Annotated in this window: 25 protein-coding genes and 1 pseudogene; 13 read left to right on the top strand and 13 right to left on the bottom strand. The window is 34.9% G+C overall.

The window, feature by feature from the left end; genetic code table 11:
- Positions 1 to 30 precede the first annotated feature (30 nt).
- The 9 genes from AAGD29_RS04940 (at position 31) to AAGD29_RS04900 (ending at position 4,325) form a co-directional block, all read left to right on the top strand.
- Positions 31 to 339, top strand: coding sequence for a hypothetical protein (locus AAGD29_RS04940; protein ID WP_341757284.1), 309 nt, complete (start codon positions 31 to 33; stop codon positions 337 to 339).
- Between the two features lie 37 nt (positions 340 to 376).
- Positions 377 to 784: a hypothetical protein gene (locus AAGD29_RS04935; protein ID WP_341757283.1), complete on the top strand. Its 408-nt coding sequence runs from the start codon at positions 377 to 379 to the stop codon at positions 782 to 784.
- Between the two features lie 21 nt (positions 785 to 805).
- A complete protein-coding gene (locus AAGD29_RS04930; RefSeq protein ID WP_341757282.1) occupies positions 806 to 1,198 on the top strand; it encodes a phage tail tube protein in 393 nt (130 codons plus the stop codon).
- Between the two features lie 338 nt (positions 1,199 to 1,536).
- Positions 1,537 to 2,076, top strand: coding sequence for a hypothetical protein (locus AAGD29_RS04925; protein WP_341757281.1), 540 nt, complete (start codon positions 1,537 to 1,539; stop codon positions 2,074 to 2,076).
- Positions 2,077 to 2,305: 229 nt separating this feature from the next.
- A complete protein-coding gene (locus AAGD29_RS04920; protein WP_341757280.1) occupies positions 2,306 to 2,731 on the top strand; it encodes a hypothetical protein in 426 nt (141 codons plus the stop codon).
- Between the two features lie 55 nt (positions 2,732 to 2,786).
- Positions 2,787 to 3,413 (top strand): hypothetical protein, encoded by a 627-nt coding sequence (locus tag AAGD29_RS04915; protein ID WP_341757279.1) that lies wholly within the window; start codon positions 2,787 to 2,789, stop codon positions 3,411 to 3,413.
- A 71-nt stretch (positions 3,414 to 3,484) separates the two neighbouring features.
- Positions 3,485 to 3,739 (top strand): type II toxin-antitoxin system Phd/YefM family antitoxin, encoded by a 255-nt coding sequence (locus AAGD29_RS04910; protein WP_341754388.1) that lies wholly within the window; start codon positions 3,485 to 3,487, stop codon positions 3,737 to 3,739.
- Positions 3,740 to 3,752: 13 nt separating this feature from the next.
- Positions 3,753 to 4,046: a type II toxin-antitoxin system RelE/ParE family toxin gene (locus AAGD29_RS04905; RefSeq protein ID WP_341757278.1), complete on the top strand. Its 294-nt coding sequence runs from the start codon at positions 3,753 to 3,755 to the stop codon at positions 4,044 to 4,046.
- Between the two features lie 6 nt (positions 4,047 to 4,052).
- The gene (locus AAGD29_RS04900) at positions 4,053 to 4,325 is read left to right on the top strand and encodes a DUF2460 domain-containing protein (RefSeq protein WP_341757277.1); all 273 of its coding nucleotides are present in this window, start codon (positions 4,053 to 4,055) and stop codon (positions 4,323 to 4,325) included.
- Between the two features lie 99 nt (positions 4,326 to 4,424).
- Here AAGD29_RS04900 and AAGD29_RS04895 read toward each other — a convergent pair whose 3' ends face one another.
- Positions 4,425 to 5,456 (bottom strand): transposase, encoded by a 1,032-nt coding sequence (locus AAGD29_RS04895; protein WP_341748048.1) that lies wholly within the window; start codon positions 5,454 to 5,456, stop codon positions 4,425 to 4,427.
- Positions 5,457 to 5,525: 69 nt separating this feature from the next.
- Here AAGD29_RS04895 and AAGD29_RS04890 point away from each other — a divergent pair, with 69 nt between their 5' ends.
- Both AAGD29_RS04890 and AAGD29_RS04885 read left to right on the top strand, forming a co-directional pair.
- Positions 5,526 to 6,464 carry a hypothetical protein gene (locus AAGD29_RS04890; RefSeq protein ID WP_341757276.1) on the top strand — a complete coding sequence of 313 codons (939 nt, stop codon included), beginning with the start codon at positions 5,526 to 5,528 and terminating at the stop codon, positions 6,462 to 6,464.
- A 316-nt stretch (positions 6,465 to 6,780) separates the two neighbouring features.
- Positions 6,781 to 8,625, top strand: coding sequence for an AAA family ATPase (locus tag AAGD29_RS04885; protein ID WP_341758731.1), 1,845 nt, complete (start codon positions 6,781 to 6,783; stop codon positions 8,623 to 8,625).
- A gap of 74 nt (positions 8,626 to 8,699) precedes the next feature.
- On the opposite strand, the gene AAGD29_RS04880 is transcribed toward AAGD29_RS04885, so the two are convergent.
- Complete coding sequence (locus AAGD29_RS04880) at positions 8,700 to 9,917, bottom strand: recombinase family protein (protein WP_341758730.1); 1,218 nt, start codon at positions 9,915 to 9,917, stop codon at positions 8,700 to 8,702.
- A 164-nt stretch (positions 9,918 to 10,081) separates the two neighbouring features.
- Here AAGD29_RS04880 and AAGD29_RS04875 point away from each other — a divergent pair, with 164 nt between their 5' ends.
- Positions 10,082 to 10,603 (top strand): transposase, encoded by a 522-nt coding sequence (locus AAGD29_RS04875; protein WP_341758729.1) that lies wholly within the window; start codon positions 10,082 to 10,084, stop codon positions 10,601 to 10,603.
- A 175-nt stretch (positions 10,604 to 10,778) separates the two neighbouring features.
- Here the strand turns inward: AAGD29_RS04875 and istB are convergent, their stop codons facing one another.
- From istB to AAGD29_RS10280, 6 genes are all read right to left on the bottom strand, one after another.
- The gene (istB, locus tag AAGD29_RS04870) at positions 10,779 to 11,489 is read right to left on the bottom strand and encodes an IS21-like element helper ATPase IstB (protein WP_341758432.1); all 711 of its coding nucleotides are present in this window, start codon (positions 11,487 to 11,489) and stop codon (positions 10,779 to 10,781) included.
- Entirely contained in the window at positions 11,490 to 12,986 is a 1,497-nt protein-coding gene (istA, locus tag AAGD29_RS04865) for an IS21 family transposase (protein ID WP_341758433.1), read from the bottom strand.
- Positions 12,987 to 13,077: 91 nt separating this feature from the next.
- Positions 13,078 to 15,309 carry a glycoside hydrolase TIM-barrel-like domain-containing protein gene (locus AAGD29_RS04860; protein WP_341758728.1) on the bottom strand — a complete coding sequence of 744 codons (2,232 nt, stop codon included), beginning with the start codon at positions 15,307 to 15,309 and terminating at the stop codon, positions 13,078 to 13,080.
- The gene (locus AAGD29_RS04855) at positions 15,306 to 15,767 is read right to left on the bottom strand and encodes an NlpC/P60 family protein (protein WP_341758727.1); all 462 of its coding nucleotides are present in this window, start codon (positions 15,765 to 15,767) and stop codon (positions 15,306 to 15,308) included. The genes AAGD29_RS04860 and AAGD29_RS04855 overlap by 4 nt, the downstream gene beginning before the upstream one ends.
- A 7-nt stretch (positions 15,768 to 15,774) precedes the next feature.
- A complete protein-coding gene (locus AAGD29_RS04850; protein ID WP_341758726.1) occupies positions 15,775 to 16,632 on the bottom strand; it encodes a DUF2163 domain-containing protein in 858 nt (285 codons plus the stop codon).
- On the bottom strand, positions 16,629 to 16,976 hold the full coding sequence (locus AAGD29_RS10280) for a DUF2460 domain-containing protein (protein ID WP_410521191.1): 348 nt from the start codon (positions 16,974 to 16,976) through the stop codon (positions 16,629 to 16,631). The genes AAGD29_RS04850 and AAGD29_RS10280 overlap by 4 nt, the downstream gene beginning before the upstream one ends.
- Positions 16,977 to 17,191: 215 nt before the next feature.
- Between AAGD29_RS10280 and AAGD29_RS04845 the strand changes: the two genes are divergently transcribed.
- Positions 17,192 to 18,643 (top strand): IS4 family transposase, encoded by a 1,452-nt coding sequence (locus AAGD29_RS04845; protein WP_341757292.1) that lies wholly within the window; start codon positions 17,192 to 17,194, stop codon positions 18,641 to 18,643.
- 38 nt (positions 18,644 to 18,681) lie between these two features.
- Here the strand turns inward: AAGD29_RS04845 and AAGD29_RS04840 are convergent.
- From AAGD29_RS04840 to AAGD29_RS04815, 5 genes and pseudogenes are all read right to left on the bottom strand, one after another.
- Positions 18,682 to 19,130: pseudogene (locus tag AAGD29_RS04840) on the bottom strand (IS5 family transposase); the annotation flags it as partial.
- Between the two features lie 59 nt (positions 19,131 to 19,189).
- Positions 19,190 to 20,467 carry a histidine--tRNA ligase gene (hisS, locus tag AAGD29_RS04835; protein WP_341758725.1) on the bottom strand — a complete coding sequence of 426 codons (1,278 nt, stop codon included), beginning with the start codon at positions 20,465 to 20,467 and terminating at the stop codon, positions 19,190 to 19,192.
- 129 nt (positions 20,468 to 20,596) lie between these two features.
- Complete coding sequence (locus AAGD29_RS04830) at positions 20,597 to 21,997, bottom strand: amino acid permease (RefSeq protein WP_341758724.1); 1,401 nt, start codon at positions 21,995 to 21,997, stop codon at positions 20,597 to 20,599.
- Between the two features lie 531 nt (positions 21,998 to 22,528).
- Positions 22,529 to 23,626 (bottom strand): tRNA 2-thiouridine(34) synthase MnmA, encoded by a 1,098-nt coding sequence (mnmA, locus tag AAGD29_RS04820; protein ID WP_341758723.1) that lies wholly within the window; start codon positions 23,624 to 23,626, stop codon positions 22,529 to 22,531.
- Between the two features lie 356 nt (positions 23,627 to 23,982).
- Positions 23,983 to 25,713, bottom strand: a complete 1,731-nt coding sequence (locus tag AAGD29_RS04815) for an ABC transporter permease (protein WP_341758722.1) — start codon at positions 25,711 to 25,713, stop codon at positions 23,983 to 23,985.
- Positions 25,714 to 25,798: the final 85 nt, after the last annotated feature.

The following is a 25,798-nucleotide window of genomic DNA, read 5'->3' as shown; positions in this document are numbered from 1 at the left end:
ATAATTGACATTATAGTAACATAAATAGTTATGGCATTTCAAGAAGATTTTGCTGAGTTTTTAGATACAGAACAAGGTTTTGCAGTAGAGGCAACAGTAATGCCAAAAGATGGACTAGCTTACCAACTCAAAGGGATATTTGTTAGCAACTACTACCCTATAGATATTGGAACAAGTGGCTTTGTCGGATTTAATCCAAGCTTTGAGTGCTGTGAGGAAGAGGCAAGAAAAATCAATGAAGGAGATATACTAACTATCCGGCAAACAAAGTACAAAATTGTTGAAATCAAACAAGATGATACTGGCTGGGTAGTGCTGGGATTAGAGCGACAAAGCTGATATGCTACATGCTAGAACCAGCATAAGGCAAACTTTTGTGGATATCATTAAAGGAAAAACGGCAGCAAAAGATAAAGTTTACGATAACCGGTTATATAGCATGAATGACAGCACTTTGCCTGGGATTATTATATTTTCTAGCCAAGAAGAAATAGTAACCAGCACTATCAGTCCACCAAGATGTCAGAACAGGACGGCACGAATAACGGTAGAATGTTATGCCAAGGCTACTACTTCGGTCAATATCATAGTTGATAATATGACAGCTGAAGTGGAAAGTTTAGTGTTAAATAATCCTGAACTAAGGAAGCTTTGCAAAGATTGCCGTTTGGAATCAACCGATATTAGCCTGAATTCAGATGGCGATCAACCAGTAGCAGTAGCAAGCCTCGTATTTGCAGTAAGCTACCAAACTAAAGAGACTTCACCGAATATAATAATATAAATCCAATAATGAGAAACCAATATGTCAACACATGCAGGATCAGAAGGAATAGTTAGAATTGGTACAACACAGGTAGCCGAAGTTAAATCATGGTCGTTGGAAGAGGTATGTGATACGGTAGATGCCAGCATTATTGGCACTGAGTGGCGTAAGTCTCAGGCTACTATCAAAAGCTGGTCAGGTTCGATAGAGGCCTTTTGGGATGAAGCTGATACTGAAGGTCAAGGAAGGCTTACCATTGGAGCAACCATACAGCTAAGTCTTTACCCAAAAGGCGAGAATGAAGAAAAAATATATTTTACTGGTCTAGCAATTGTTACTGGCATTTCTCGGCAAGCTTCTTTTGATGGGTTAGTTGAGAGTTCCTTTACCTTTCAGGGCAATGGTAAATTATCAGAAGTAAAACAAGAATAGTAGAAAGTAGGAGAAGACAATAATGACTGGATTATGAAGGCTAAAGATACTGAAGGTAATTGCCTGTTTAGCAGAGCAGACAAACCAAATTTAATGAGAAACTGTGACCCTGATGTGTTAATTCGTGTTGCAACCTCAATCATGGAGAGCAATGATACTGAGGTAGCAGAAAAAAACTAACTAACCAGCCAACATTACTTAACATGTTTGTTTTAGCGGAGCATTTAGGAAAAACCATAGCTGAAATCGAACAAATGACAATAGATGAGTGGTATCATTGGCTGGCATATTTTAAAATTAAAAAACAGTATCAACATAAACACAAATTAACAAGGTAAATGAGTTCTAACAATAAAGAAGTCAGAGTAACTTTTAGAGGAGTTGATAAAACCAAAGAAGCATTTGGCAGAATCAAGCAGAATTTCAAAAAACTACAAGATCAGCTTGGCAGAATTAAACTAGGCTTTGGTAGAATCGGTACGGCAATAGCTGCGGCATTTAGTGTAGCAACCTTAAAGAAGATTATTGATAGCGGTGAGGAGATTGGTAAACTTGCTAATAAGCTAGATATTAGCACCCATAGTTTATCAGAGTTAAAATATGCTGCAGAGAGATGCGGGGTGGAGTTTAGTACCCTTACTTCAGGTCTTGAACAAATGGCAATGAGGGTGTCAGATGCAGCAAGAAACTCCGGGGAAGCAAAAGATGCTTTGAGGTTACTGGGTTTATCAGCTAAAGAATTGAATCAAGTAGCACCCAATGAACAGATTGGACAAATTGCTGAAAACTTGCTAAGAGTCAGAGATGCTTCAGATAGAACACAGTTGGCAATAAAGTTGTTTGGTTCTGCTGGAGCTGCCCTGCTATACTGCTCGTAAATGAAGAGTTGGTAGACGAAGATCAAAATCAACAAGTGCTAGGAGTGTCCAAGCCGAGGAGCACAGCGTACATTAGTACGTGAGCACCGCAGGTCTTGGACAACAACAACGCAATTGTTGATTTTCATCGAGTATACCAATACTTGAACAAGGTGAAGATGGTATAAGAAGGCTTAGAGAAGAAGCAAGGAATCTAGGGCTATCATTGTCACAGGAAGAATGTGAGGCAATGGCTAAGTTTAACGCAGAACTCTCAAAATTACAGGCAATAATGACCAGTTTAATAACCTCAGTATTAGTGCCTATATTACCGTTACTGATAGGATTTTTTGCGGCTATTAGGGAGGGACACCCAGCCATAACTTTTATAATTACTGCAATATCTACTTTGCTAGCTTTGAGATTAGCAGTATGGTTTATTGCGGCTGCTACTGCTGTTAGGTCTTTTACGGCAGCTCTTGTAGCAAATCCATTAGGCTTAGTAGCAGTGGCAATATCAACTGTGGTAGCTGGGCTCGTTACCTTAACTAAATGGTTTAACAAATCAACTGAAGTAACTAAAGAATTTAATCAGACTTTAGAGGAAACCAAAACATTAACAGCAATAACCATCCCTAAAGCGTCACTTGAGGTAATGAGTAAAAGGAACGAATGAAGCAAAACGGATATTTGAACAAACTAGGACACCGCTGGAAAAGTATAACATGGAAATGGAAAAACTAAATAAACTGCTTAAGCAAGGTTTAATTGACCAAGATACATATAACAGAGCTATGGAACAAAATAAACAATTACTTGGTAATATGGCAAATGAATCTGAAGATGCATTTAATTTGATTAAAGATCGTTCCAAAGATGCAGCAGATAGTTTAATTGATAATTTTGCCAAGGCTGCCTTTGGTGTAGGTGATCAGGTAAAAAGTTTGAAAGATACTTTTAGTGATTTTTTTAAACAGTTGCAAGTTGATATATTAAAGATGACGCTTAAACAGGCTTTCTCTTCGGCTAGTGGAGGTACATTTGGTGAAATGTTTGGCGGCGGAGGAAGTTTGGGAGGGATAAGCTCCATTTTTGGAGGTTTGTTTGCAAGTGGTGGTACGGTAAAGCCCGGTAAAGCACATGTGGTTGGTGATGGTGGTGAGCCTGAGTTGTTTATTCCCAATAGTGTTGGTAGCATTGTACCCTTTAGCAAACTGGAAGCATCGGGTGCTAGCAGCAACAATATTGTAGTTAACATGAATATTCAAACCCCGGATATTAGCTCATTTAACCAAAGCAGAAGTCAAATTGCCGCTGATATGGCAAGACAGATAGCAAGGAGTTCTAGAAATTTGTGACATATAACTTGACAAAAATTTGTACGTAACGTACATTTGAGTAGTAGATTAAAGAGGGTTACAATCCTACTATGAATTTTATTACCACTGTAGAAGCAAGAGAACATTTTTCTGAAGTACTGAATCGTAGTGCTTATGGGAAAGAAAGAATCATTTTTACAAGGCGAGGAAAAAAACTTGTTGCTATAATACCTATGGAAGATTTAAATTTGCTTGAAGCTCTTGAAGATAAATTAGATGTAGAGGATGCAAGAAAATCCCTAGAAGAAGCTAAGCAACGTGGCACTATATCTCTAGCTGACTTTAAGAAAAATGAAGATATTTAGAAGATATTAAATTGTGAATGTTAAATACAATATCGAGCTAGCACCACTAGCTCAGAGACAACTCAAGAAATTACCAAGACAATTACAAAAGGACATTATCAAAAATCTCGAAAATCTAAACCCCAAAATACCTAATCTTGGAATAAAAAAATTAAGTGGGATGGATGATTTGTATAGATTAAGAGTTGGTGATTACAGAGTAATCTATAAAATTCAACATAACATCTTGCTTATTTTAGTTTTAAAAATAGGACATAGAAAAGATATATATAATAATCTTAACTCTCTGATTAACAAGCTAATTTAATCATTTATGTCTGTCTTTGCTGAGGTGCAATTTCCGTCTGAGATATCTTATGGTTCTAAGGGTGGCCCAATATTCTCAACTAACATCGTTACAACATTTAGTGGTCATGAGCAACGCAATATTAACTGGCAAATGGCAAGAAGCAGATATGATATAGGTAGTGGTATCAAGACGCAAGCCCAGTGGCAGGAGCTAATAAGTTTTTTTCGGGCAAGACGTGGCAGAGCTATAGGTTTTCGTTATAAAGACTGGTCTGATTATCAAGGTATACTCAATTAACCTGAAGAGTTGCAGAAATGGTTAACGGTAATAGTTTGGAAATTATCGTTTATTAAGGTACGTAACCTATCTTTATAATCACCGATGTTGCTACAAAACTTACGCTATGTAAGGTTCTAAATAGCGTAAAGAGGGTGAACGTAACTGCTGTTGCATATAATGATCTAAAAGCCCTAACTTTATTTGATAAACCGTCTTACCTATTTTGTGTGCAGTTCTTTTTAGAAAAGCCCACACTAAAAATGCACAACTAATGTGATTACGCTGGATGCGTTGTTTTCTGCATTGGCATCGTTCTATACCGGTAAGTTGCTTGATTTCTCTATGCATGCTCTCAATTACCCAACGAAAGCCACACTCATCTTGTACGGCTTTAGAAGATTTTTGAGTTTTGTTATTGGTAACAATATAATCAACTCTGTTGGTAGAAACAGTAAGTTTAAACAAATTAACATGCTTATCTTTTGCAAAGCCCTTTATATGAATCTCCACTCCGCTCTTAATTTCCTCATCTGAAAACGTTAACTTGCTAACAGCTTTATAAGGCTTAGAAGAGGAAGTTTTAGTAACGTTTCTATTTGCTTTAATAGGAGCATAATAATATTTACCCAAGGAATCAACATGTTGCATAATTTTATGCGTAGCATACCATGTGTCAAAAAGCACAGTTTGAAAAGGAATCTTTTTGCTATACACAGCATTATTTAACATATTTAATAGGTGTTCTACTTTTGTCGCTCCATCATGTTCGGGCGAAAAAATTCGGTAATCTATTACCCAAAACTTATTAATATCCGGATTATAATATACCAAACTTACTACTCCTATACCAGTAGTAATACCACCTGTAGCCCCACTGTACTGTGATCTAGCAATTTCTATTTTCTTGGTATTTCTTTTATTTAACACCGTATCATCAAATATTGTATATCCGTTAGGCGATAAAATAACATCATCCTTAATATGTTCCCATAACAAAGAAGGTGTATATTTTTCATTTTTTAAAAATCTATTAATAACATCATGGCTACATTTTTTGGCATGTTCAGCATAGTAGGTCAAACTATAATTCTTTTGACTCACTATTAGAAATTGACAGTAATCTGTCCTATTAACTGGTATTGCTTGCAATTTTATCCTCTTGGCATTTGTAAATTATACTCAACATAATTTACCATTTTTTTTCTCATAGCGTAAGTTTTGGATGAATATTTTCTAGAGCTGGACTTATTATTAAAGTTGCAAAAAGTACTTAACTGTGAGCAAATAGTAAGCATACCAAATGCCCTAATGATCTTGCAGCAAGCATTGGAGATTTTTGCTGAATATGCTGAACCTAGTAATGTTCAACTTCAGCATCAGATACAAGGCTATGGTTATTGTTTACAGCAGCAATATGAATATGTGAAATTCTTTGCTAGTGTTTGTGGAGTTGAGTTACCTGATCATGCAAAGATTGCAGCAGAGTTAATAACTGTTTGCCATACTAAGGTAGCAGAAAATCTTGAGTACCAAGTTAGCAGTTTGCATATTGATGAAGATAAACTTGACCAAGTTTATTATCATAAAGCTATAAAGTATCTAGAGGATTATCAGGACTCTCCTGCCTGCAAGAATCTTAAGGCTATAGCCTATAGTTGCGTAGCTAGTATCGCTGAGCAGAATGGTGAAAATGAAGCATTGGCTTACTATGTAAAAGCTATAGAGGCCAATAGCCATCTACCAAAAATATATGAAAAACTGGGACAGCTATTTTTTAATAAGGGTGACTATGCTAAGGCGATTGACTGCTATAAAGTAGTTAATAATGAATTTAGGATAAAAGCATGTTTTAAAGCATGGCTAAAACAAGATAAAGAAAATCCAGATATAATGCTAAAGCAGGCTGAGTATTTTGAGTCTATAGGTTTATTTGAGAAAGCTAAAACATATTATCACCACGCATTCAGCCTAAGTCAAGATGAAGATTTTAAGGCTGCAGCTTTAGAGAAAATTGGTAACATCATGGTTAATACTGCTGCTCAGGGGCAAGATTTTATTACTAGAGCACAGGAACACAATTTTTACAATTATGAGCTGGTAACTGAAGAATTTACCAACAATTTACTTGGCGACTTAAAATGTGATTTATACTGCTAAAAGATTGCAAAGCAGTTTGCTGCACGTATACGTTTTATCAAGTCCGTGGGGGTTTTTAATTAATATTTGTTAAAACCCTAGTTTAGAAAAAGACCTTAATTAGTTATCCAATATTTTTTTAAATGAACACAATTATGATAATTAGGCGATGTTGTCACGAGATGTAATTCTATATTGAATCAAACTTATCTATACTATATCATATTTTTATCGAAACAGCATATTACTACATTTTATTAAAACTTAATCGGTAAAATAATTTAGTAAAATTTAACTAAAAATTTTACTACCAAAAACATAAATATAATTGAATAATATGATAGTTGAGCTTTCAGACACTAATACACATCTCAAGGGAACTGATACTGTTACGGAGAGTAGTAAGCTGCCTAGACTGAGAGTAGGTACTGATGACTTTAAGACATTATTATTAAATAGTGATGTATTTGTTGACAAAAGCTTAATGATTAAAGAACTGCTAGAGGATAGTGGAGAGGTGATCTTAATTACTCGACCAAGACGTTGGGGTAAGAGCCTCAATATGGATATGCTTTGTAAGTTCTTGGAAATTGAAGTGGACGAGATAGGTAAGCCTTTAGCTCAAGAAAAGAGAGTAAATCATAAACTCTTTACTGGAGGCATAGTAGATTTGGTCTTTGATGAAACCAAAGAGCTACAGCCTTTAAAAATATCCATTCATAAAAATATAATAAAGCGTCAAGGCCAATTTCCAGTAATATATATAAATTTTAAAGAAGTGAAGGGGAGTAACTATAAGGAGATTGTTAGTAGCATTATAGATCAAATAATAGAATTATATGAAAGATTTAATTACTTAGAGCAATATCTTCAAGAAGATAATAAATTTTTCAGTATCCCGCAAAAAGTAAAGTTAAAAAATTATCTAAGTGGTGATATTAACATAAGCTATTTAAAAAATAGCCTAAAGTTTTTAAGTCAGATATTATATAAACATTTTAAACAAAAAGTATATATATTGATTGATGAATACGATACACCAATTAATAATGCATATTTGGAGTTTGGGCATAAAGCAAAAGATTTTGAGCAAATTCTTAAGATTTTTAGAGGAATATTTGGTAGCAGTTTAAAAACGAATCCCTACTTAGAAAAAGGAGTAATAACTGGCATCTTGCGTATTGCTAAAGCTAATTTATTTTCCGATTTGAATAATGTTAGTGAATATACCTTACTTGATAAAAATTTTGCTAAGTTTTATGGCTTCACCCAAGCAGAAGTTGATGAGCTATTAACCGTCGTCCCAACCAAAACTAATCCCGAAGAAATTAAAAACTGGTATAATGGTTACACCTTTGGTGGAGAGATCATCTACAACCCATGGTCAATTATGCAATGTCTTGCACGTGAGGGCGAGCTTGATCACTATTGGCTAGATAGTGGTGGGACTAACATTATCGATAAAGTTTTTGTATCAGATGAAATACAAGAAGATCTAACTAAACTATTAGAGGGAGAAGGTATAGTAAAGAAATTATATAAACAAATTTCTTTAACAGAAATTGAAGATAATCAAAATATATTTTATAGCTTATTATTATTCACTGGTTATCTGAATGCAAATCTCGCTAATGATAATAAAGAAGACCCTAGATATTGTTTCACCATACCTAATAAGGAAGTACGCAACATCTATGTAGAAAGGGTTATAAAATGGCTCACTAAAAAATTAACCATAAAAATGAATGAGTATGATAATTTTATTAACTTATTGATTAATGAACAAATAGATAAGTTTGGAGAAAGATTACAAGAGTATTTGTTAAGATCAACTAGTTATCATGATTTAACGGAGGAAAAGGATTACCATAATTTAATAGGAGGGTTGCTTGCTCCCCTAGTCAGTCAATATATGATAGAATCAAATAAGGAAACTGGATATGGTAGATGTGATCATATATTAATCCCTATAGCTGGACTTAGAGATAACGCACTGATCATTGAATATAAAATAGCTAAACCTACTGAAAATTTAGAATCCATTGCAAAAACAGGCTTAAAGCAAATTATAGATAAACAATATGATACTACGATAGGAGAACACAAACATGTCAAGAAGATTGTAAAAATCTCTATGGTCTTCTGTGGCAAAAAAGTAGTACTAGAATACCAAATTGATTAAGAAAAATATTGTATACATAAATTCTTTACCCCTATAACCAAAATTCACTCTTTAAAATGGTTATTTGGGGCTAACTATAAAAGCCCTGTTAAGGGCAGAATCTTGTTATAATTAGGCTTTAAAGAGATTTGCAAAAATTCTAACCTAAGCTGGTTAAAAGTTCTCAACGTATACCATGCGGCCCGCCATTCGGTACAAGTGTTTGTTTTTTCAAAAATATCGAACGGGAAACGTAGGGAGGTCTCAAGTTTTTTGCCCCTTAGTTTGAGGTTCTGAAATACGAAATTTATCATTTTGCGTTTTTGGGGCATTTCAGAACCTTTAAAAGTTTCATAGGCTTCAGATGCTAGAGTTATTAGCGTTGTAGCGGTATCAGTAAATTTATCGTCTGCTTCCTCATAAACTTTAATTAAACGAGCAATTTCATATTGGCGATCTTTTAATTGTTGTTTTTTTCTTTGAAATTCTTCTGTACTAAGTTCTCCATTGAGTCGCAAATCTATTAATGAATTTAATCTATTCTCATTTTCGGTATGCTCTTTCTTTAAAGCAGCTGTTGCTTGCCCATGCTCATCTTTCTTTAGCTCATTAGTGTTTTTTAAATAGGCTAGAGTCTCTTTTAGCATTTCTGGGTCTTTTCTTATACCTATTCTTTTAAAAACCTCTTCTACCTGCTTTAAAACCTCATCTTCTCTTACATAAATCTTTTTGTTTGGATTCTTTGGATCCCATGTACCTAAATAAGTCCATTCGTCCACTTTGCCATCTGAATATGTTTTGCTGTGAGTTTCAGCTGTTACAACTTTACCAGTTACTGCACAGGTGATTAATCCTCTAAAAAGAAAATCCTTACCACCATATTTAAAAGGCTTCTTCTTCCACCCTAAACGTACATCTTTACATGCCATAAAAGTCTCTTTTGTTATAATTGCTTGGTAACCATGTGACCACATCTCTCCTTTTACTCTCATTTCACCGTAATAAAATGGTTGTTGGATCATTCGATGCACTACTGTTTTATTGACGTAGCAATTGTTTTTGCTTCTAAGACCAAGCTCCTTAGCTTTTTCAGTCAAATAATTAAGAGTATACATTCCTGTTGCATATTCTTCAAAGAGTTTTTTTATGATAGAACCTCTTACAGGATCGAGAATTACTATACTGTTTCCTCTTTCATCTCGACTATTTAGGTAACCAAGAGGGGCTGGTCCTATCCACTCTCCTTTACGCAATTTATGATCTAGGCTTCTTTTAACGTTATCACTTAAACTATCAACGTAAGATTGTGCCATCAATACGTTCATTCCCCACATTAGCTTTGCATGAGACTGAGAATCTTTATCTATTATACGTCAGTTTGGGATAAGATATAGATGAAATAGTAATAGATAAAAGGATTGTCAAAAAGGAGTGCCTGCAGTATTTATATTTTTAAACAAAAAAACAAACTACAGGCATGAAAAAAGATATCACAGAATTATATAGTTTTATAGATGATTTTTGTAAAATTTATTTGGAGTATGAACAGAGAAAGTTATTACCATCAAATAAGCAGAGAAATCGCTGTTGTAGCATGAGTTTAAGTGAAATGTTAACAATAATAATTATGTTTCATACATCCTATGCTAAGAATTTTAAATTTTTCTATAAAAGTTATATAGAGTGCATGCATAAGGATGATTTCCCTAAAGCCTTGAGTTATAATAGATTTGTTGAATTAATGGCACGATTATTCATACCGCTAAATATGTTGATTCATTTGTTGTTTGGTGAGGAAACAGGTATTTATTTTATTGACTCTACAACGATTAAAGCTTGTCACAATAAAAGGCGTTATAGCAATAAAGTTTTTAAAGGATTAGCCAAACATAGTAAATCCTCTATGGGGTATTTTTATGGTTTTAAATTACATGTAATAATCAATAATAAAGGGGAGTTTATGGCATTAAAAGTGACCAAAGGCAATGTAGATGTGTAAATTGTAACGAACTATTGACCCACTATTGTAATGAACTATTGACCCACCAAACCATACTAAAAAATAAAATGAATTATAGTTTTTTGATCAGATTTTAACCATTATTAAAATTCAGATTCAGATAATATTTAACTATACTCAGTTGATGATTTTTTTATTACAATATTGCTCTTTACTAATTTACATCTTTCCCTCCTCTAAAACTTTTATTACCAGTTTCTATGATTTGACAATGATGTGTTAATCTATCGATAATTACTTTTGTTGCCTTAGCATTACCAAACATATCACCCCATTCTTCAAATCTCAAATGGGTAGTGATGATAAGCGAAGACTGTTCATATAATTTAGCAAACAGCTCAAATAATAAGAATCTAGCCTCGGCTTTTATTGGTACATAGCCCAGTTCATCTATCACAATAACATTGAATCTCTTAACTGAATCGATGAATTTGCTTTCATAATTATGCGTTCTAGCATTGAGTAATTGGCTAGCTAATTCATTTAAAGTGTAGAACCTCACCCTGTAACCCTTTTCAACCGCAGTAAAAGCTAAACCAATTGCTAGATGAGTTTTTGCAGAACCAGAACCACCTATGATCATGATATTCTGATGATTATCAATCACTTTTTGTATATCAATATTCTCAACCAATTTAGCTTGGCATGTATCTGATAGTAACTTTATGGTTGGAAACTTAGCTAACTGCAACCTATAATGCAGAGAACGTGACTTTTTATATTCACACTCTGCTTCAAGCAGTTTCTTTAACACATCATACACACTAGTAGTAGGGGCATCATTTGTTAAATTACTTGACTCAGATAACAGCATCTTCATACCTGCTAAACCTAATTTGTCTAATAACGATATTAAATCTTTCATTTAATTTACCTCCGTTGTTAAATGCAACTTGCTATAGATACTGCAATCAGCATCAGGAGGATTTTTTAGCTGAATAAACTCAGTCTCTTGGATATCTAGTTTCATTGCTGGTTGTAACAAATATTGCTCAACTAATTTAGAGCTACAGCCGCCAGCAACAATTGTTAGGTTACAAGCATTGGTTACCTTTTCTAATCCATACTTATTAACAAGTAGTAGGATATCTATAAATTGTTTATCACCATCCTTGTAAGTCTCTAACTTATTTCGTAATTTGCCAAATATCTCAGGCAACAAACTCATTAACTCTTTGAACGGTCCACCATTACGTAAAGCACCGGGTTTACGTTCTAGAGCTGCTATATAGTGCCATGGATTATAAATCTTCTGATAGCGTTTAAAACTACGTACATGCTCTGCAATAATCTTGCTTTCATGTAAAATTACTATCTGCCAAGCATAGGATTTAATCTGTACACTAAGTCCTACATATTCACATGGGACACTATACATATTGGTGTCGTATTGTATTAAACTCAAAGGTGATACGGTCGTTGGATGTAATCTATAACCCGTAAACTGCCCTCTATATCCTATTAAATATGCCTTCTCTTCCTCATATATTTCTAGAATCGTTCTTTCTGTAAATTCAGGATGTCTTTTAGTTTTAGCCCACTCTATAGACATCTCTCTTAGCTGAATGTTAATAGCTTCATAACTATCTCCTTTCAATATTGGAATAAAAAAGTTACGTCTAGTGTCTCCTACTTGTTTCTCAACCTGTCCTTTCTCCCATCCCGATGCTGGAGTACAGGCAAGTGGCTCAAATAAATGGTGAAAGGCCATTTGGATAAACTTCTCGTTAAAGATACGATCCTTGCCAATCAATATTTTTTTGACAGCCGTCTTCATATTGTCATAAATACCATTCTTACAACAACCAGCAAAAAACTTGAAAGCTTGATCATGGGCATCCATAACCATTTCCAGCTGCTCATTAGGATAAACCACTACCAAAGAATAACGACTATAGCATAGCTTTATTCTCGCTGCTTTAACTCTAGTAACCTCCCCATTTAAACATATTTCTTCCTCTCCCCAATCAAACTGGAATGCTCCTCCTAGCTCAAAATTTAGTGGTATAAAAACTTGCTTACCTTTTGCTTCATGATCTCTTCGGAATCTTCTAACTATTAGATTCACAGATTCATAACTACCTTGATAACCTGATATCTTCAGCTGCTGATGTAATTTCTTGGCAGTCATTCTACGCCTAACTGGTTCTTTGATATTCTCTGCTAATAGCTGATTTAACATCGCAAGATATTCACCTAAAACTGGCTTAGCTTTACTATATTTAGCTAATTCAAACTTGGTCGCATTACTGCGTATAACCTTTTTAACAGTATTTTTTGATATATTAAGCTCTTTGGCAATTGCTCTAATTGCCTTGCCATCAACATGATACATTTTACGTATCTTTGAAATTGATTCCACGATAAACACTCCCTAAACACTCCTACACATTATTAACAAATTATTAATTTATGTAGCAGCTACTATTTCTTTTTAGGTGGGTCAATTCTCTTTACAATTCTTGCTCTAAATGGGTCAATAGTTCGTTACAATTTACATCATAATCAGTAGGCTTTAATCCAACACTTGCTAAAATTTCAGCAACAATAGCTCCAAGGCTTGAAGCTCCCAGCTTACCGTTAATCCAGTGACCAGTTGGCCATAATATTCCATCTTGCCATATGCTTTTAAAGTCAGGCCAAAAAGGGAAAGGTCTTGCGTCATAAGTCCAAACAAATCTTTTTGGTATCAGTTGCTCACAGCCTTCTTTACTATTACGTTCTGCTAGATAATCTAGTGTAGCATTTAGTGCATGACGTTGAGCTGAAAAATTTACTCTACCTTTAGAATTTCTAGGAAAGTACGACTCAACGGAAGTCGGGTCATAAAATACATTAGGCTGATTAGTGCAAGCATCTACTGACGGAAAACCAAATTCAGTAAACCATATAGGCTTCATCTTCGGCTGCCAGCTAGTAGCTCCACCATCCGGGTTATGATGTGCAGTTGTCCACCAATGTTGTAAATTTTTCCAAGCATATTTATCAGGGGTTTGTGGTGATTCAGCAGCAAAATAATGTTTTTGCTTCCTTTGCCAGTCCCAATAATAGTCCCAACCTTCACCACTTTCCCAGCCTTTTTTAATAAGCTCTTCGGTAATCTGAGAATGTGGCAAGTCCTCAGTAAGAGGAAAATAGGCATCAATACCGACAAAATCAATGTTTGGACTAGCCCACAGTGGATCAAGATTAAACCAACCACCTTTTGTATGATGGTATTCTGTCCAGTCAGCAGCATATGTTACTAGAGTATTACCTAATTTTGCTTTTACCATAAAGGCTAGCTGAATAAATTGCTCAACTGCTGGGTATGATCCAGCTCTATCGGTAAAGGAAGTTAGGCTAACCATTTCAGAGCCAATAATGAACGCATCAACTTGTCCAGCCATAAGGTCTGCATAATGCATAATAAAACTATTATATCCTGAAACCGGGTTATTAAACCAGTTATCAATTTCACTGCTACTAGCCGCTGTTATCCTTCCTCTCCAAGGTTTCGGCTTTGGCTCAAGTTCATCTACAAAGAGCATGGGATAAAACATTACTTTATACCCACGCTGCCTAATATGTTGACAAATAGCTACTACGCTATCATCAGAAGGAGTACCACCATAGGTTGGAGTAGATTCATTGATGTAAAGTACTACTTCAGCCTGCGACCTAGCAACTCCTGCTACTTGCCAATCAGTTGGTAATATTTTTGTGCTATCACCATAATATTCTACTTTGGGTACAATGCGACAATCAATAGCTCTGCTAGAGGTTGCAAACCAAGTTACTACTAATGCCACCCACTCAAGGTTCGGTAAAGTCCTTGCCATTTGCTCCAGTGCTACAAACATATTAGGCTTGTTTGCATAATTATGCATGTTAAGATAGTATTTGTTCCTTAGTGGCATCCAGCTATTGCCAATATTCATACCATCTTGTTTAGTATAAATCTGATCAGCATAAACAAATTCCCCAGCTCCCGGGATCAATACTACCTCTTTAATTTTGTCCTCTACTGCTGGCTTAAACTTAACTAAACGCTTAACCTCAAAGGTAAAATTCGGAATGCGATTGTCAAACTGCTCAAGAGGAAAATCCTCTATTACCACATAGCATAAACCTCTATAGGCTGGATATGTTTGAGCAGATTTGTACTTACCAATAATGTCATCGGGCATTTGTTCTTCAGTACCAAGATGAATGTTAAATTTCCCCTGATTACTTCTCAAGATATCTTCAGTAAGCAACTTGCTATCAGCCCAAATTCTAATAATTTCATTAACTTCACCTTCACATATGCTAATTGCTAGGCTAACAAAATAGCTATAAGTGATGGTGCTTTGAGTAGTAATAACTGTTTGTCTGCCTCCTCCACCTTTACCACCACTGTTTTGCCCTTCAGAATGTTCATGCTCAGTTGCCACTTCTTTAATATCAGTAGCCCAAATAATATTGCCAGCAAGCCTCATTGAGCCGTATATTTTAGGTATTACTTCACCGTAACTTGATAGCTGCCCCCTTAGGTCACTAAGCCTTGACCCTTCTTGGGTAGGTAATTTAATACTTTGCTTTTTTCTTGGTAAAAAAAGATTATTGGCTGCCATACCCAAATTAGCACCCATAATCGCTCCAACAGGCCCGCCAATGAAAAAGCCGCCTACCGCTCCTGCTACTGGTAATATGGCATTGGTCATTGGTAGCTAAACCTATAAATCCCAACTAGCATTCTCTGCCATGCAGCTGATAAATAATGTTCGACTACTTGACCTGAACCTGAATAACAATGAATAATGCCTATACCTCCACTAAAATAGTTGCTGGCTATACCGACATGTTGGGGATGGCTAAATAGCTTAAACAACAGCACATCACCTAGTTTTACTTGCTTGTTACCAATGGTTTTTAAATGTAAATCTAGAAACTGCTTTAATCTTACCCCATCAGGATAAGGAGAATAGCTAGTTTCATCAAATTCTGCTAATAGTTTGCCATCTGCCCCAACTAGCCTTAGTTCCATAGCAACTCCCATAATCAGCCCAATGCAATCAACACCGCCATTGCTGGCATAACTTCTCTTCAGTCTACCTTGGTGATGATACTTAGTGCCAAGCCATGTTCTGGCGTTTGTTACTATATCTTTACCGCTGATCATTATTACTCTAGTTACTTCTACGTGTTCCAGCGGTACTCATCAGTCTATCTATGCCGGGCAAATCAGGTTCACCACGGAAGTTGACAATGTTTTGAAATTTCTCTATACATGTTTCACTACTTTTATCACAACCAACAATAATAGCAAATTTATCAGATACACTAATAGCAAAAGGCATTGGTAGAGCTAATATTATCTTTGTATCAGCAAAATCTTTTACTTCCATCTTTAGTCCATGATTACTACCGCTATACCAAATAACGTAACCTCCAGTAAACCAGCCATTGGGCTGATTAAGGCTTTGAGCAAAGAAGCTTTGCTGGTCAATCACCCTCGATACTGTTTCTTCCACAGTAAATCCTGGTTGTTGCAGGTTAAACTTGCATTTTGTATCACCAAGATTAGCTCGACAATGAGGCAGATAAGTTTCACACATTGTTTGTGATAAAAATTGTGTAAGCCCTCTTATTTCAGCACAAAACATGTTGCTATTTAAGGTTACTTCTCCTAATACTCCCCGCTTTTGTATTAGCTTACCACTATTTGGCTCTTGATAATTTACTAAAAATATTTCAACTTCAGCAAAATCATATTTACCAGCCAGTAAATCGCTAGCATTTATTTTAGGGGTAAAAATCTGTCCTGATAAGTCAAGATTATCTACTGCCATATTACTGCTACTCTCAACATTGGTTGGAGTAAAACTGGCAATAGAGTCATATTGCAAATCATCAATCAGTAAATTTTGGTCATAATCAGTAAATCCTAAAATTATTTTGTCCAGTCTAGTAATTTTCCAGCAGGTAGCAAGGCTTGTCACCTCAGATTTTAAGTGATGAGTTAATGTTGGCGGTAAGTTTCTCATACTCTAATTTCAATGAGAGGAATATTACCCCAAGAGCCTATGTTAAAGCTATCCATCGATAAATCAAGGTGATCCGTGTCAAACCTAACTGGTACGTCAAATTCAAAATCTGCCGTTATTTCTTCATCTCTTCTCGGAGGCTGAGCAAAGACAATTGAGCCATTGGTAAAATTAATATCAATTTCTTCTGTTTGAACTGGACAAGAATCAAGGTAAATTTTGCAAAAACTATTTTTTACTGGTTTAGTTATAATTCTAGCATAAATATATCCACCACTAATATAATTTTTAACTAATTGGAATTTTTTTGTTTGACCGTCCCCTTTGCCTAATAACTGATTTATATACTACTCATAAATGAAGAGTTGCAAAGATAGGAGAGATATTATAAAGTTTAGGACATTATGAGTAAGAATGTATTGACAGAAGAACAAAGAGAAAAGTTGAAGGAACGTCATAAGACAGAACCTTACTATTACCCACAAAATAACAATGGTGAAAAAGAAGTAAAAATAATATACTGATTTGCAATTAAAATATTACATTGTAGAGGTATAGTATGAGTCAAGAAATAATAAATAATTATTTGACCGAGGAATTTAGTGGAGCTATTTTGGGTGATAAAAGGCTGACAAATAGGTTAATAAAGATAGCTGATAATTTTGCAAATATACCTGAAAGCTCAATTAATCAAGCATGTGGAAATTGGGCAGAAACAAAAGCAGCATATCGTTTTTTTAAAAACGATAATGTTAAGGAATCAAAAATATTAGAAGCCCATATTGCTAAAGCAGTAGAAAGAATCAAAGAGCATGATAAAGTTCTTGTTATACAAGATACTAGTTATATCACATATACTAGTCATAAAAAAACTACTGGATTGGGTGTGTTATCAAGAAAAGAGGGAAAGAATGTTAAAAATATTGAATGTAAAGGTCTGATAATGCATACTGCCTTTGCGGTTGCTACCAATGGATTAGCACTTGGGTTGTTGGATCAAAAGATTCACAATAGACCAGCAGTGCCTGAAGAAATACAACAGTTAAAAAAAACTAGTCATGGTAATGCGGTACATATTAAAGATAAAGAAAGTATGAAGTGGCTTAATGCATTACAGAACACTATTAATGCAACGAATAATAGTAATACCCAAATTATAACTGTTTGTGATAGAGAAGCTGATATATATGATTTTTTTGAATTGGCACAAGCTCAGAAATCTAAAGTTTTAGTTAGAGCTGCACAGGATAGAGAAATAAATAAAAAGTCAAAATATTCCAAAAAAGATAGACAATATTTGTGGAAGGTAGTATCGGGTTTCCAGTGTGCTGGAGAAATAGCAGTTAAAGATACTAGTCAAGAAAATAAAGCTAATAGGATTAGACATTTGGAAGTTAGATTTGGAAAATTTATAATGAATCCTCCTGTAAACAATGTAAGACATAAAACAGAAACATTGCCAAATTTACCAGTATATGCCATCAATGTTATTGAGCGTCGTCCCCCTAGTGGAACAACACCATTAGAATGGATGTTACTAACCAATATAGTTATCAATAATTTTGAAGAAGCTATAGAGAAAGTAAGATGGTATTGTTTAAGATGGAGAATTGAAATTTTTCATAAAATTTTAAAATCTGGATTTAGGGTTGAACAATGTAGACTTGCAACAGGAGAAAGATTAATAAAATACTTGACAATCATGAGCATAATTGCTTGGAGAATTTTTTTTATTACTTTAATTGGCAGAACTAATCCTAATCTACCATGTAGTGTAATATTAGCTGAAGAAGAATGGCGAGTTTTGTATGTAAAGATACACAAAGCAGCTCCCCCTAATAATACAATTCCTACAATAAAAAATGCTATAATATGGGTTGCTAAATTGGGTGGGTATTTAGCAAGAAAAAATGATCTAGAGCCTGGTCCTATTGTATTGTGGAGAGGATGGCAACGGTTATTTGATCTAGTTCAAGGTTATCAATTAGCTAACTCTAATATTTGTGGGTAATAGTAAGGTTCTGTGAGAGCCTGAAGTGCAAACCTTGGGCTACTCGACCCCGGGGTAAGATGGAATCCCGTTGGATTCCCTAGAGCGTCACATGTGGCATGGATTTTAGTACTCAGCCCCCCTTTACCTCGTCCAATTGCTTGGTCATCATCTAACTCTTTTTTTTAGCACCGGCACTATGTTGATGAGCCCTAACAATGGTTGAATCAATCATGGCATACTCGTTATCAGCATCTTCAGCCAGCATCTCAAAAACCTTTTTCCACACACCTGTCTTGCTCCACCTTGAATGACGTAGGTGAATCACTCGAAAATCTCCAAAACGTTCAGGTAGGTCTCTCCAAGGTATACCAGCCCTATATCGATACAAGACTGCTTCTACAAATAGGCGATTATCCTTGGCTGTTACACCAACAGACTCTTCCCTTCCAGGTAGCTTATCTTTAATCCGATCCCATTGATCGTCACGTAGAGCATATCGACGCATAGAGAAAATTTATCCTTAATTTTTTCTCTATTACACAACAAATAAACGCTCCTGTCAACTTAATTGATGACACACCCTAATAATTCCATAATTTGTTCAAATTGCAATAAATATTCTTGTTGTTTATCAAGATCTTTTAATTTTAAATTATTGTTCATTTGTTCATTATCGCCAACAAAAATAGCATATTTAGCCTTTTGTAGATTAGCTCGTACCATTCTTTTAGCTATTTTGCCGTTAGTATCTAAGGTAACAGGAATATTTTTTTGACGCAATTGATTTGTTAAAATTAAGCAATATTCTAAATTATTGTCGCTGATGGGAAAGACAAATACTGGTCTTGGTTTAGATATGTGGTACTCTTTCATTAGGCTCAGGCGTTCAATTCCAGCAGCAAAGCCAATGGCTTTTACTTCAGGACCTCCCATAAGTTTGCTCAGCCCATCATAGCGACCACCAGCAAGAACTGTCGATTGACTACCAAGTTTGCTAGTAGTAAACTCAAAAGCTGTATGACAATAATAGTCAAGTCCCCTTACTAATCTTGGATTAATGATATATTTTACATTGAGTAAATCTAAGTATTTTAGTAAATTGTCAAAATATTTTGCAGCATCACTGCTATAATATTGAGACATGATGGGGCTATTGACAACTATTTTTTTATCGTTCTCATCTTTTGAATCTAATATACGCATTGGATTCTTGATAAGCCGCTTTTGGCTATCTTCTGATAATTCTGACTTATAATCATTGAAATATTCTACCAACTTTTGTTGGTAAACAGCACGAGTTGTAGTACAACCCAGTGAGTTTATTTCTAAAGTTGTATCTTGATCTATTTCTAAAGTCCGAAGAATATCTAATGCAAGCTTGATTGTTTCAGCATCGGTGCTAGGTCCTTCTCCACCAATATATTCAAAATTTATTTGATGGAACTGCCTTTGTCTTCCAGCTTGTGGTCGGTCGTAACGAAACACTGGACCGCTTGAGAAAAATTTAATAGGTAATGTTTGTTGCAGATTATTAGATATAAAAGCCCTGATAATGCCAGCTGTAAATTCCGGTCTAAGAGAGATATGATTACCACTTTTATCAAGAAAACTATATATTTCCTTACTTATTACATCAGAAGTTTCTCCAAGTGTACGATCAAAAACTTTAGTATATTCAATGATAGGTGTACTTATGGCTTGATAACCATAAAGCTCACCTATATGTTTGGCTGTGTTTATTATGTAATCGTGAATTAGATAATCCTCAGGTAGTAGATCTTTCGTACCACGTAAAGGTAGTAGATCTTTCATAACACGTAAAGATTGTAATTTATCACTCATACAAATTAAACCTCTTGTTTTACGCGAATTCGGGATAAAGATTTGTCAATTCTTATCCCGAATTCGGTGAAATTATAGAAACAATCAGATTTGAGACGGCTCTGCATCTGATTGTTAAATTAGTAATTCTTATTCCGAATGGGGGTGTTTTATAAAAAATGATCTAATGACATATAGAATAAACATTGCTACAAACCAGTATATTAGTGCTTTCCCCGCAGTCATTAAATTAAACTCACCATCAACTATTTGTATAACTAGTAAGTATAGACAAGCTACTAAAACAAATGGGATAATGATAAATGCAGCAGGACATTTAAACGGTCTTGTGGCATTTGGCATTTTTATTCTAAATAACATAACTATTATAGCAACTGCCATGTAATCTACTAGAGCTCCCATAGATGATAGCTGAATAAGAATTGCAGTTGGACAAAATCCCCCTAATAATGCAGCAAGTGCAGAGAATATTAAAATAGTAATATACGGACTATCATATTTAGGATGAAGTTTTGCAAAACTTTTTGGCAGTAACCCGTCTCGGGCAATTGCATAAAAGATACGAGACGTACCATAAATATTCATCATTAGTACTGTAGTCATACCAGCGACAGCACCAGTAGCAACAATTGCCGAACCAACATTACTGCTATTCAGACTAAGTGCATAAGCAAGTGGTTGATCATTATTAAGTTGATCAAAAGGTGCTATACCAGTGGCCAAACCAGCTATTATAACATATACTATTGTTGAAATTACTAATGACCCAATAATGCCAATCATTAAATCACGGTTGGGGTTTTTACATTCTTCAGCTGTAGCGGCTATCGTACCAAAACCTGTCATAGCAATAAATAGGATAGATGCACCAACTAGCATATTATTAAAGCCGAAAGGTAAAAAATTCTGCCAATTTGTAGCATTAAAATGTGGAGCAGCTGATACAATAAAAGCAAAGATAGCTGCCATTTTTATAAATACCAATAGAGCATTTAGTCTTTTACTATCTTTTGTTCCTAAATATAAAATAAAAGAGATAAATACTACAATAAGAAAAGCTGGTAAATTTATCATCCCACCATTGGCAGGTACTGTAGTTAAAGCCTTAGGTAAATATATTCCGCCTGCTGACAATATTGCTTGAACATATCCGGACCAACCGGCTGCAACAACACCAGCAGCAAAACCAAGTTCTAATACAATGACGCTACCAATTAACCAAGCAAATATTTCCCCAAAAGCTACATAAGAGTAAGTATACACACTACCAGAAGTAGGTAACATTGTGGCAAGCTCTGTATATGCAAGGGCAACGAAGATGCATGTTACACCGGCAATAGCATATGATAGCATGACGGCAGGACCGGAATATGTGGCAGCGACTATACCGGTTATTACAAATACACCTGTGCCTATTATAGCACCAAGTCCTAATAATATTAGATCAAATGCTCCTAAAGTTTTACTAAGGCCACTAGTATTACCTAGCTCTTTTATTGATTCAAAACTTTTTTTTGTTAAAAAACTCATTCTCTCTCCGATTTTAAATAGTAGAAAACCCTAGAAGGGTGTATCAACCTAATACTACAGTTGTAGTATAGTCAATTGATGAGAAGTTGGTGACGTCGTCACTCGTCGCTCGCCTATTACATATAGGCGTCGCTCCATCGCTCCTAGCACCAAATCCTCCTGAATTGACTATATCGTATCACTAGACTATCAGTAGTAGAAACGATGTCACAACCCCTGCGTAGGCAGGGGTCTAAAAAAGTCTAAATAGCTTAAAAGGACACTTTCTTAGATCCCTGCTTTCGTAGGGATGACAACATTGTTCGTATCACTAGACTATCAGTAGTAAAAACGATGTCACCCCTGCGTAGGTAGTGGTCTAAAAATAACCTGCAAAGGCTATTAGATATTATAGATTCCTGCCATTGCTGAGAATGACATACTAGTGATTCACGTGGGCAATGCCTCGCAGGAATGACAACATTGTGAATAACTACAACTATAGTGCTAAGATTACTTATTTTATAAAAATAGACTTTTTTGAAATTGAATCTATACAATTTCTCTAGTAATCCATCCCCCACCAAGAACCCGATCATTATCATATATGACACAAGCTTGACCAGGAGTTACAGATTTTTCTGCAGACATTAACTTTACTCTAATTTCTGTATGACTTATTTTACTAATCTTGGCAAAGGTAGCAGGTCGAGTCGAACGAATCTTAACTTTTACATCAATTTCTTCTTGCTCGGTCATTTTTTTACCAAGCCAATTAACATCTTTAATAGTAAATTGGGTTGAATCTAATGCTGAATCTGGACCAACATATATAATTTTTGTAGTAGGATCAATTCTTACTACATAAAGTGGTGTTTGAAAGGCTATGCCAAGCCCGCGACGTTGACCTACAGTATAATTTATTATACCATTATGTGTGCCAAGTTCAAAGCCATCTACATGAATTATTTTACCTTGCTCATTAGCATTGTCTCGTATATTACTAATTACTTTCCTATAGTCGCCATTCGGTACAAAACAAATATCTTGACTATCAGGTTTATCGGCAACGCTTAGATTAAATTTACTAGCAAAATCTCTTGTTTGCTCTTTGCTCAATCCGCCCAAAGGAAAAGATAGATAATTTAGTTGTTCCAAAGTAGTTGCAAACAAAAAATAACTTTGGTCTTTTCCAGCATCAATACCAGTATGTAATTCTGCCCCACCTATACCTTCGATTTTTCGAACGTAATGACCAGTAGCAAGACAGTCAGCCCCTAAATCTTTTGCTACTTTTAGCAGATCTTTAAATTTAACTGACTGATTGCATTTTATGCAGGGCAGGGGCGTTTCGCCTTTAATATAACTATCAGCAAAGTCATCAATTACTGATTCTTTAAATTTAGACTCATAGTCTAAGATATAATGCGGAATGTTCAACTTATCTGCTACCATTCTTGCATCGTAAATGTCCTGCCCAGCACAACAGGCATTTTTTTTCTTGGTAGCTATACCGTGATCATATAATTGTAAAGTTATACCAATGACTTTATGGCCTTGTTCATGGAGCATAGCAGCCACTACTGAGCTATCAACCCCACCAGACATTGCAACTACTATCGTAGATGGATTATTTATTCTATTATTCATTGTATTGCTAGCCTAGCTAACCTGAATTCGATGTAACTTGTTACATCGAATTCAGGGATACATATAGAAACAATCAGGTTTGAAGCGGTTCTTCACCTGATTGTTAAATATTAATTTGCTAATAATCTTATTTTTATACAATATAAAAATAAGATTATTAGCGGTAATAGATTAAAATGCATTCGTAGAACCGCTTCAAGAATGCATTTTTCCTTATAACAAGCCAATTCGATATAAGAATTGTTAATTCTTATATCGAATTGAGGTTAGCTAAACGAAACATTACATTATAATAACTTTACAGTTAAATGCAATAGGCTTTTTTGAGAATTTTCGTATATTCTAGATTCATAGAATTATAGCTGAAATCTTTTAATAGAATACTCATTTAACGGTTGCCAAAATAAACGATTAAGCAATACTACAAATAGAGCCATAATGCCCATACCTAAGACTATTTTATTAAAGTCAGCCTTTATTGTCATTTCAGCTATATAACTTCCAATACCGCTTGCTGCTATTTTCTGATCACCAAAATTAATAATTTCTGCCACGATACTAGCATTCCATGCCCCACCTGATGCAGTTATTGCTCCTGTTATAAAATATGGGGTAATTGCCGGTAACATTACTTTGAACCACCAATTCCAACCACTGACTTTAAAAATTCTTGTGGCATCTTTAAGATCATTGGGAATAGTAGATGCTCCTACTATAACATTAAATAATATATACCATTGAGCTCCCATAATCATCAGAGGACTAAGCCAAATATTAGGATTTAAATCGTAACGAGTAATAATTATAAAGACAATTGGAAATAATAAGTTTGCTGGAAAAGCTGCAAAAAATTGTGCTAGTGGTTGTACAATAGCTGTTACTCTAGGATTTAGTCCAACATATATACCAATTGGTACCCATATAATTGCCGCAAGGATAATAAGTACTACCACACGTAACATAGTAATTGATGCTAAAACAAATACATTCAATAGCTCAAACCAACCAATATCGTAATGCAAAAAATTATATATGTAATAGGCTGAAAAACATGCTATGCCGCCCAGCATAGTATACCATAAATAATCGCTCCACGAAGGATTATTGGAAAAATTATTTGACGAACTTGAATTTATTTCGTTATAACGATTAAGTATGGGGAGATAAAGTATAAATTTTGCAATATAAGCAATAGGGGAGAATAATTTTTGAATAATCAAACTTCTTTGAAATAAATTTAATGCCCAAGAATGTGGTGCATTGTTACCTGCATTCATTTCATAACGAAATCTATCAGACCATGCCACTAGAGGTCTAAGTAGCAATTGATCATATGATATAATCACCAGTGACATTGACATAATTGCTAAGCTAATTGCATAAAGATCTTTCTGCGTAATTGCTAAAGCAATATATGATCCTATTCCAGGCAAGATTATATGGGTATTGCCAACTGTGATAACCTCTGAAGCTACTACGAAAAACCACCCACTAGATATTGATACTACAATATTCCAAACTAATCCTGGCACTGCATATGGAACGCTGACCTGCCAAAATTGCCTCCATTTTGACATTCTAAAAATATATGCTGCATCATGCAATTCTTGAGGGATATTCTTAAGCGAATAATAAAAACTAAATGTCATGTTCCAAACTTGCGATGTAAAAATGGCAAATATTGCTGCACATTCAGCTCCCATAATACTTGACGGGAAAAGAGCTAAAAAAACTGTAACTGTAAAAGAAATATATCCAAGAATAGGAAGAGATTGAAGAATGTCTAGTAACGGAATTAATATTTGTTCACATTTCTTGCTTTTAACAGCTAGGCTGGCATAAATAAAAGTAAAAATTAATGAGACAATTACCGCAATTAGCATCCTCAAAAGTGTTCTAAGAGAATACTGAAAAAGATTACTATACTCTAGAGTTACTGGTTGCTGCTCTAGTACAGTTATTGGTGCTGCCATCTGCTTTAAACCCCAGGCAATGAAGATAAGGATGCTAGCGATTATCAAAAATGTTAATAAATTGAAGATAAAATTGGACTGAGTTTTTTTTGAATATTTTATAGAATGTATCATTAATTTAACCTTAACTTAAGCAGCTTCTACCATCATTCCTGTGAAAGTATATGTCACCCCTGCAAAAGCAGGGGTCTAAAATTAT

The organism is Candidatus Tisiphia endosymbiont of Ditula angustiorana (genome assembly GCF_964026425.1).
Taxonomy (GTDB): Bacteria; Pseudomonadota; Alphaproteobacteria; order Rickettsiales; family Rickettsiaceae; genus Tisiphia.
Note: the sequence above shows the minus strand (reverse complement) of the source record. Positions and strands in the feature narration are given on the sequence as shown.

Bases quoted from the DNA above. Each gene is read 5' to 3' on its own strand.
- AAGD29_RS04940 (WP_341757284.1), top strand. From the start codon at position 31: ATGGCATTTCAAGAAGATTTTGCTGAGTTTTTAGATACAGAACAAGGT.
- AAGD29_RS04930 (WP_341757282.1), top strand. From the start codon at position 806: ATGTCAACACATGCAGGATCAGAAGGAATAGTTAGAATTGGTACAACA.
- AAGD29_RS04925 (WP_341757281.1), top strand. From the start codon at position 1,537: ATGAGTTCTAACAATAAAGAAGTCAGAGTAACTTTTAGAGGAGTTGAT.
- AAGD29_RS04920 (WP_341757280.1), top strand. From the start codon at position 2,306: ATGGCTAAGTTTAACGCAGAACTCTCAAAATTACAGGCAATAATGACC.
- AAGD29_RS04915 (WP_341757279.1), top strand. From the start codon at position 2,787: ATGGAAAAACTAAATAAACTGCTTAAGCAAGGTTTAATTGACCAAGAT.
- AAGD29_RS04910 (WP_341754388.1), top strand. From the start codon at position 3,485: ATGAATTTTATTACCACTGTAGAAGCAAGAGAACATTTTTCTGAAGTA.
- AAGD29_RS04900 (WP_341757277.1), top strand. From the start codon at position 4,053: ATGTCTGTCTTTGCTGAGGTGCAATTTCCGTCTGAGATATCTTATGGT.
- AAGD29_RS04885 (WP_341758731.1), top strand. From the start codon at position 6,781: ATGATAGTTGAGCTTTCAGACACTAATACACATCTCAAGGGAACTGAT.
- AAGD29_RS04880 (WP_341758730.1), bottom strand. From the start codon at position 9,917: ATGGCACAATCTTACGTTGATAGTTTAAGTGATAACGTTAAAAGAAGC.
- AAGD29_RS04875 (WP_341758729.1), top strand. From the start codon at position 10,082: ATGAAAAAAGATATCACAGAATTATATAGTTTTATAGATGATTTTTGT.
- istB (WP_341758432.1), bottom strand. From the start codon at position 11,489: ATGAAAGATTTAATATCGTTATTAGACAAATTAGGTTTAGCAGGTATG.
- AAGD29_RS04860 (WP_341758728.1), bottom strand. From the start codon at position 15,309: ATGACCAATGCCATATTACCAGTAGCAGGAGCGGTAGGCGGCTTTTTC.
- AAGD29_RS04855 (WP_341758727.1), bottom strand. From the start codon at position 15,767: ATGATCAGCGGTAAAGATATAGTAACAAACGCCAGAACATGGCTTGGC.
- AAGD29_RS04850 (WP_341758726.1), bottom strand. From the start codon at position 16,632: ATGAGAAACTTACCGCCAACATTAACTCATCACTTAAAATCTGAGGTG.
- AAGD29_RS04845 (WP_341757292.1), top strand. From the start codon at position 17,192: ATGAGTCAAGAAATAATAAATAATTATTTGACCGAGGAATTTAGTGGA.
- hisS (WP_341758725.1), bottom strand. From the start codon at position 20,467: ATGAGTGATAAATTACAATCTTTACGTGTTATGAAAGATCTACTACCT.
- AAGD29_RS04830 (WP_341758724.1), bottom strand. From the start codon at position 21,997: ATGAGTTTTTTAACAAAAAAAAGTTTTGAATCAATAAAAGAGCTAGGT.
- mnmA (WP_341758723.1), bottom strand. From the start codon at position 23,626: ATGAATAATAGAATAAATAATCCATCTACGATAGTAGTTGCAATGTCT.
- AAGD29_RS04815 (WP_341758722.1), bottom strand. From the start codon at position 25,713: ATGATACATTCTATAAAATATTCAAAAAAAACTCAGTCCAATTTTATC.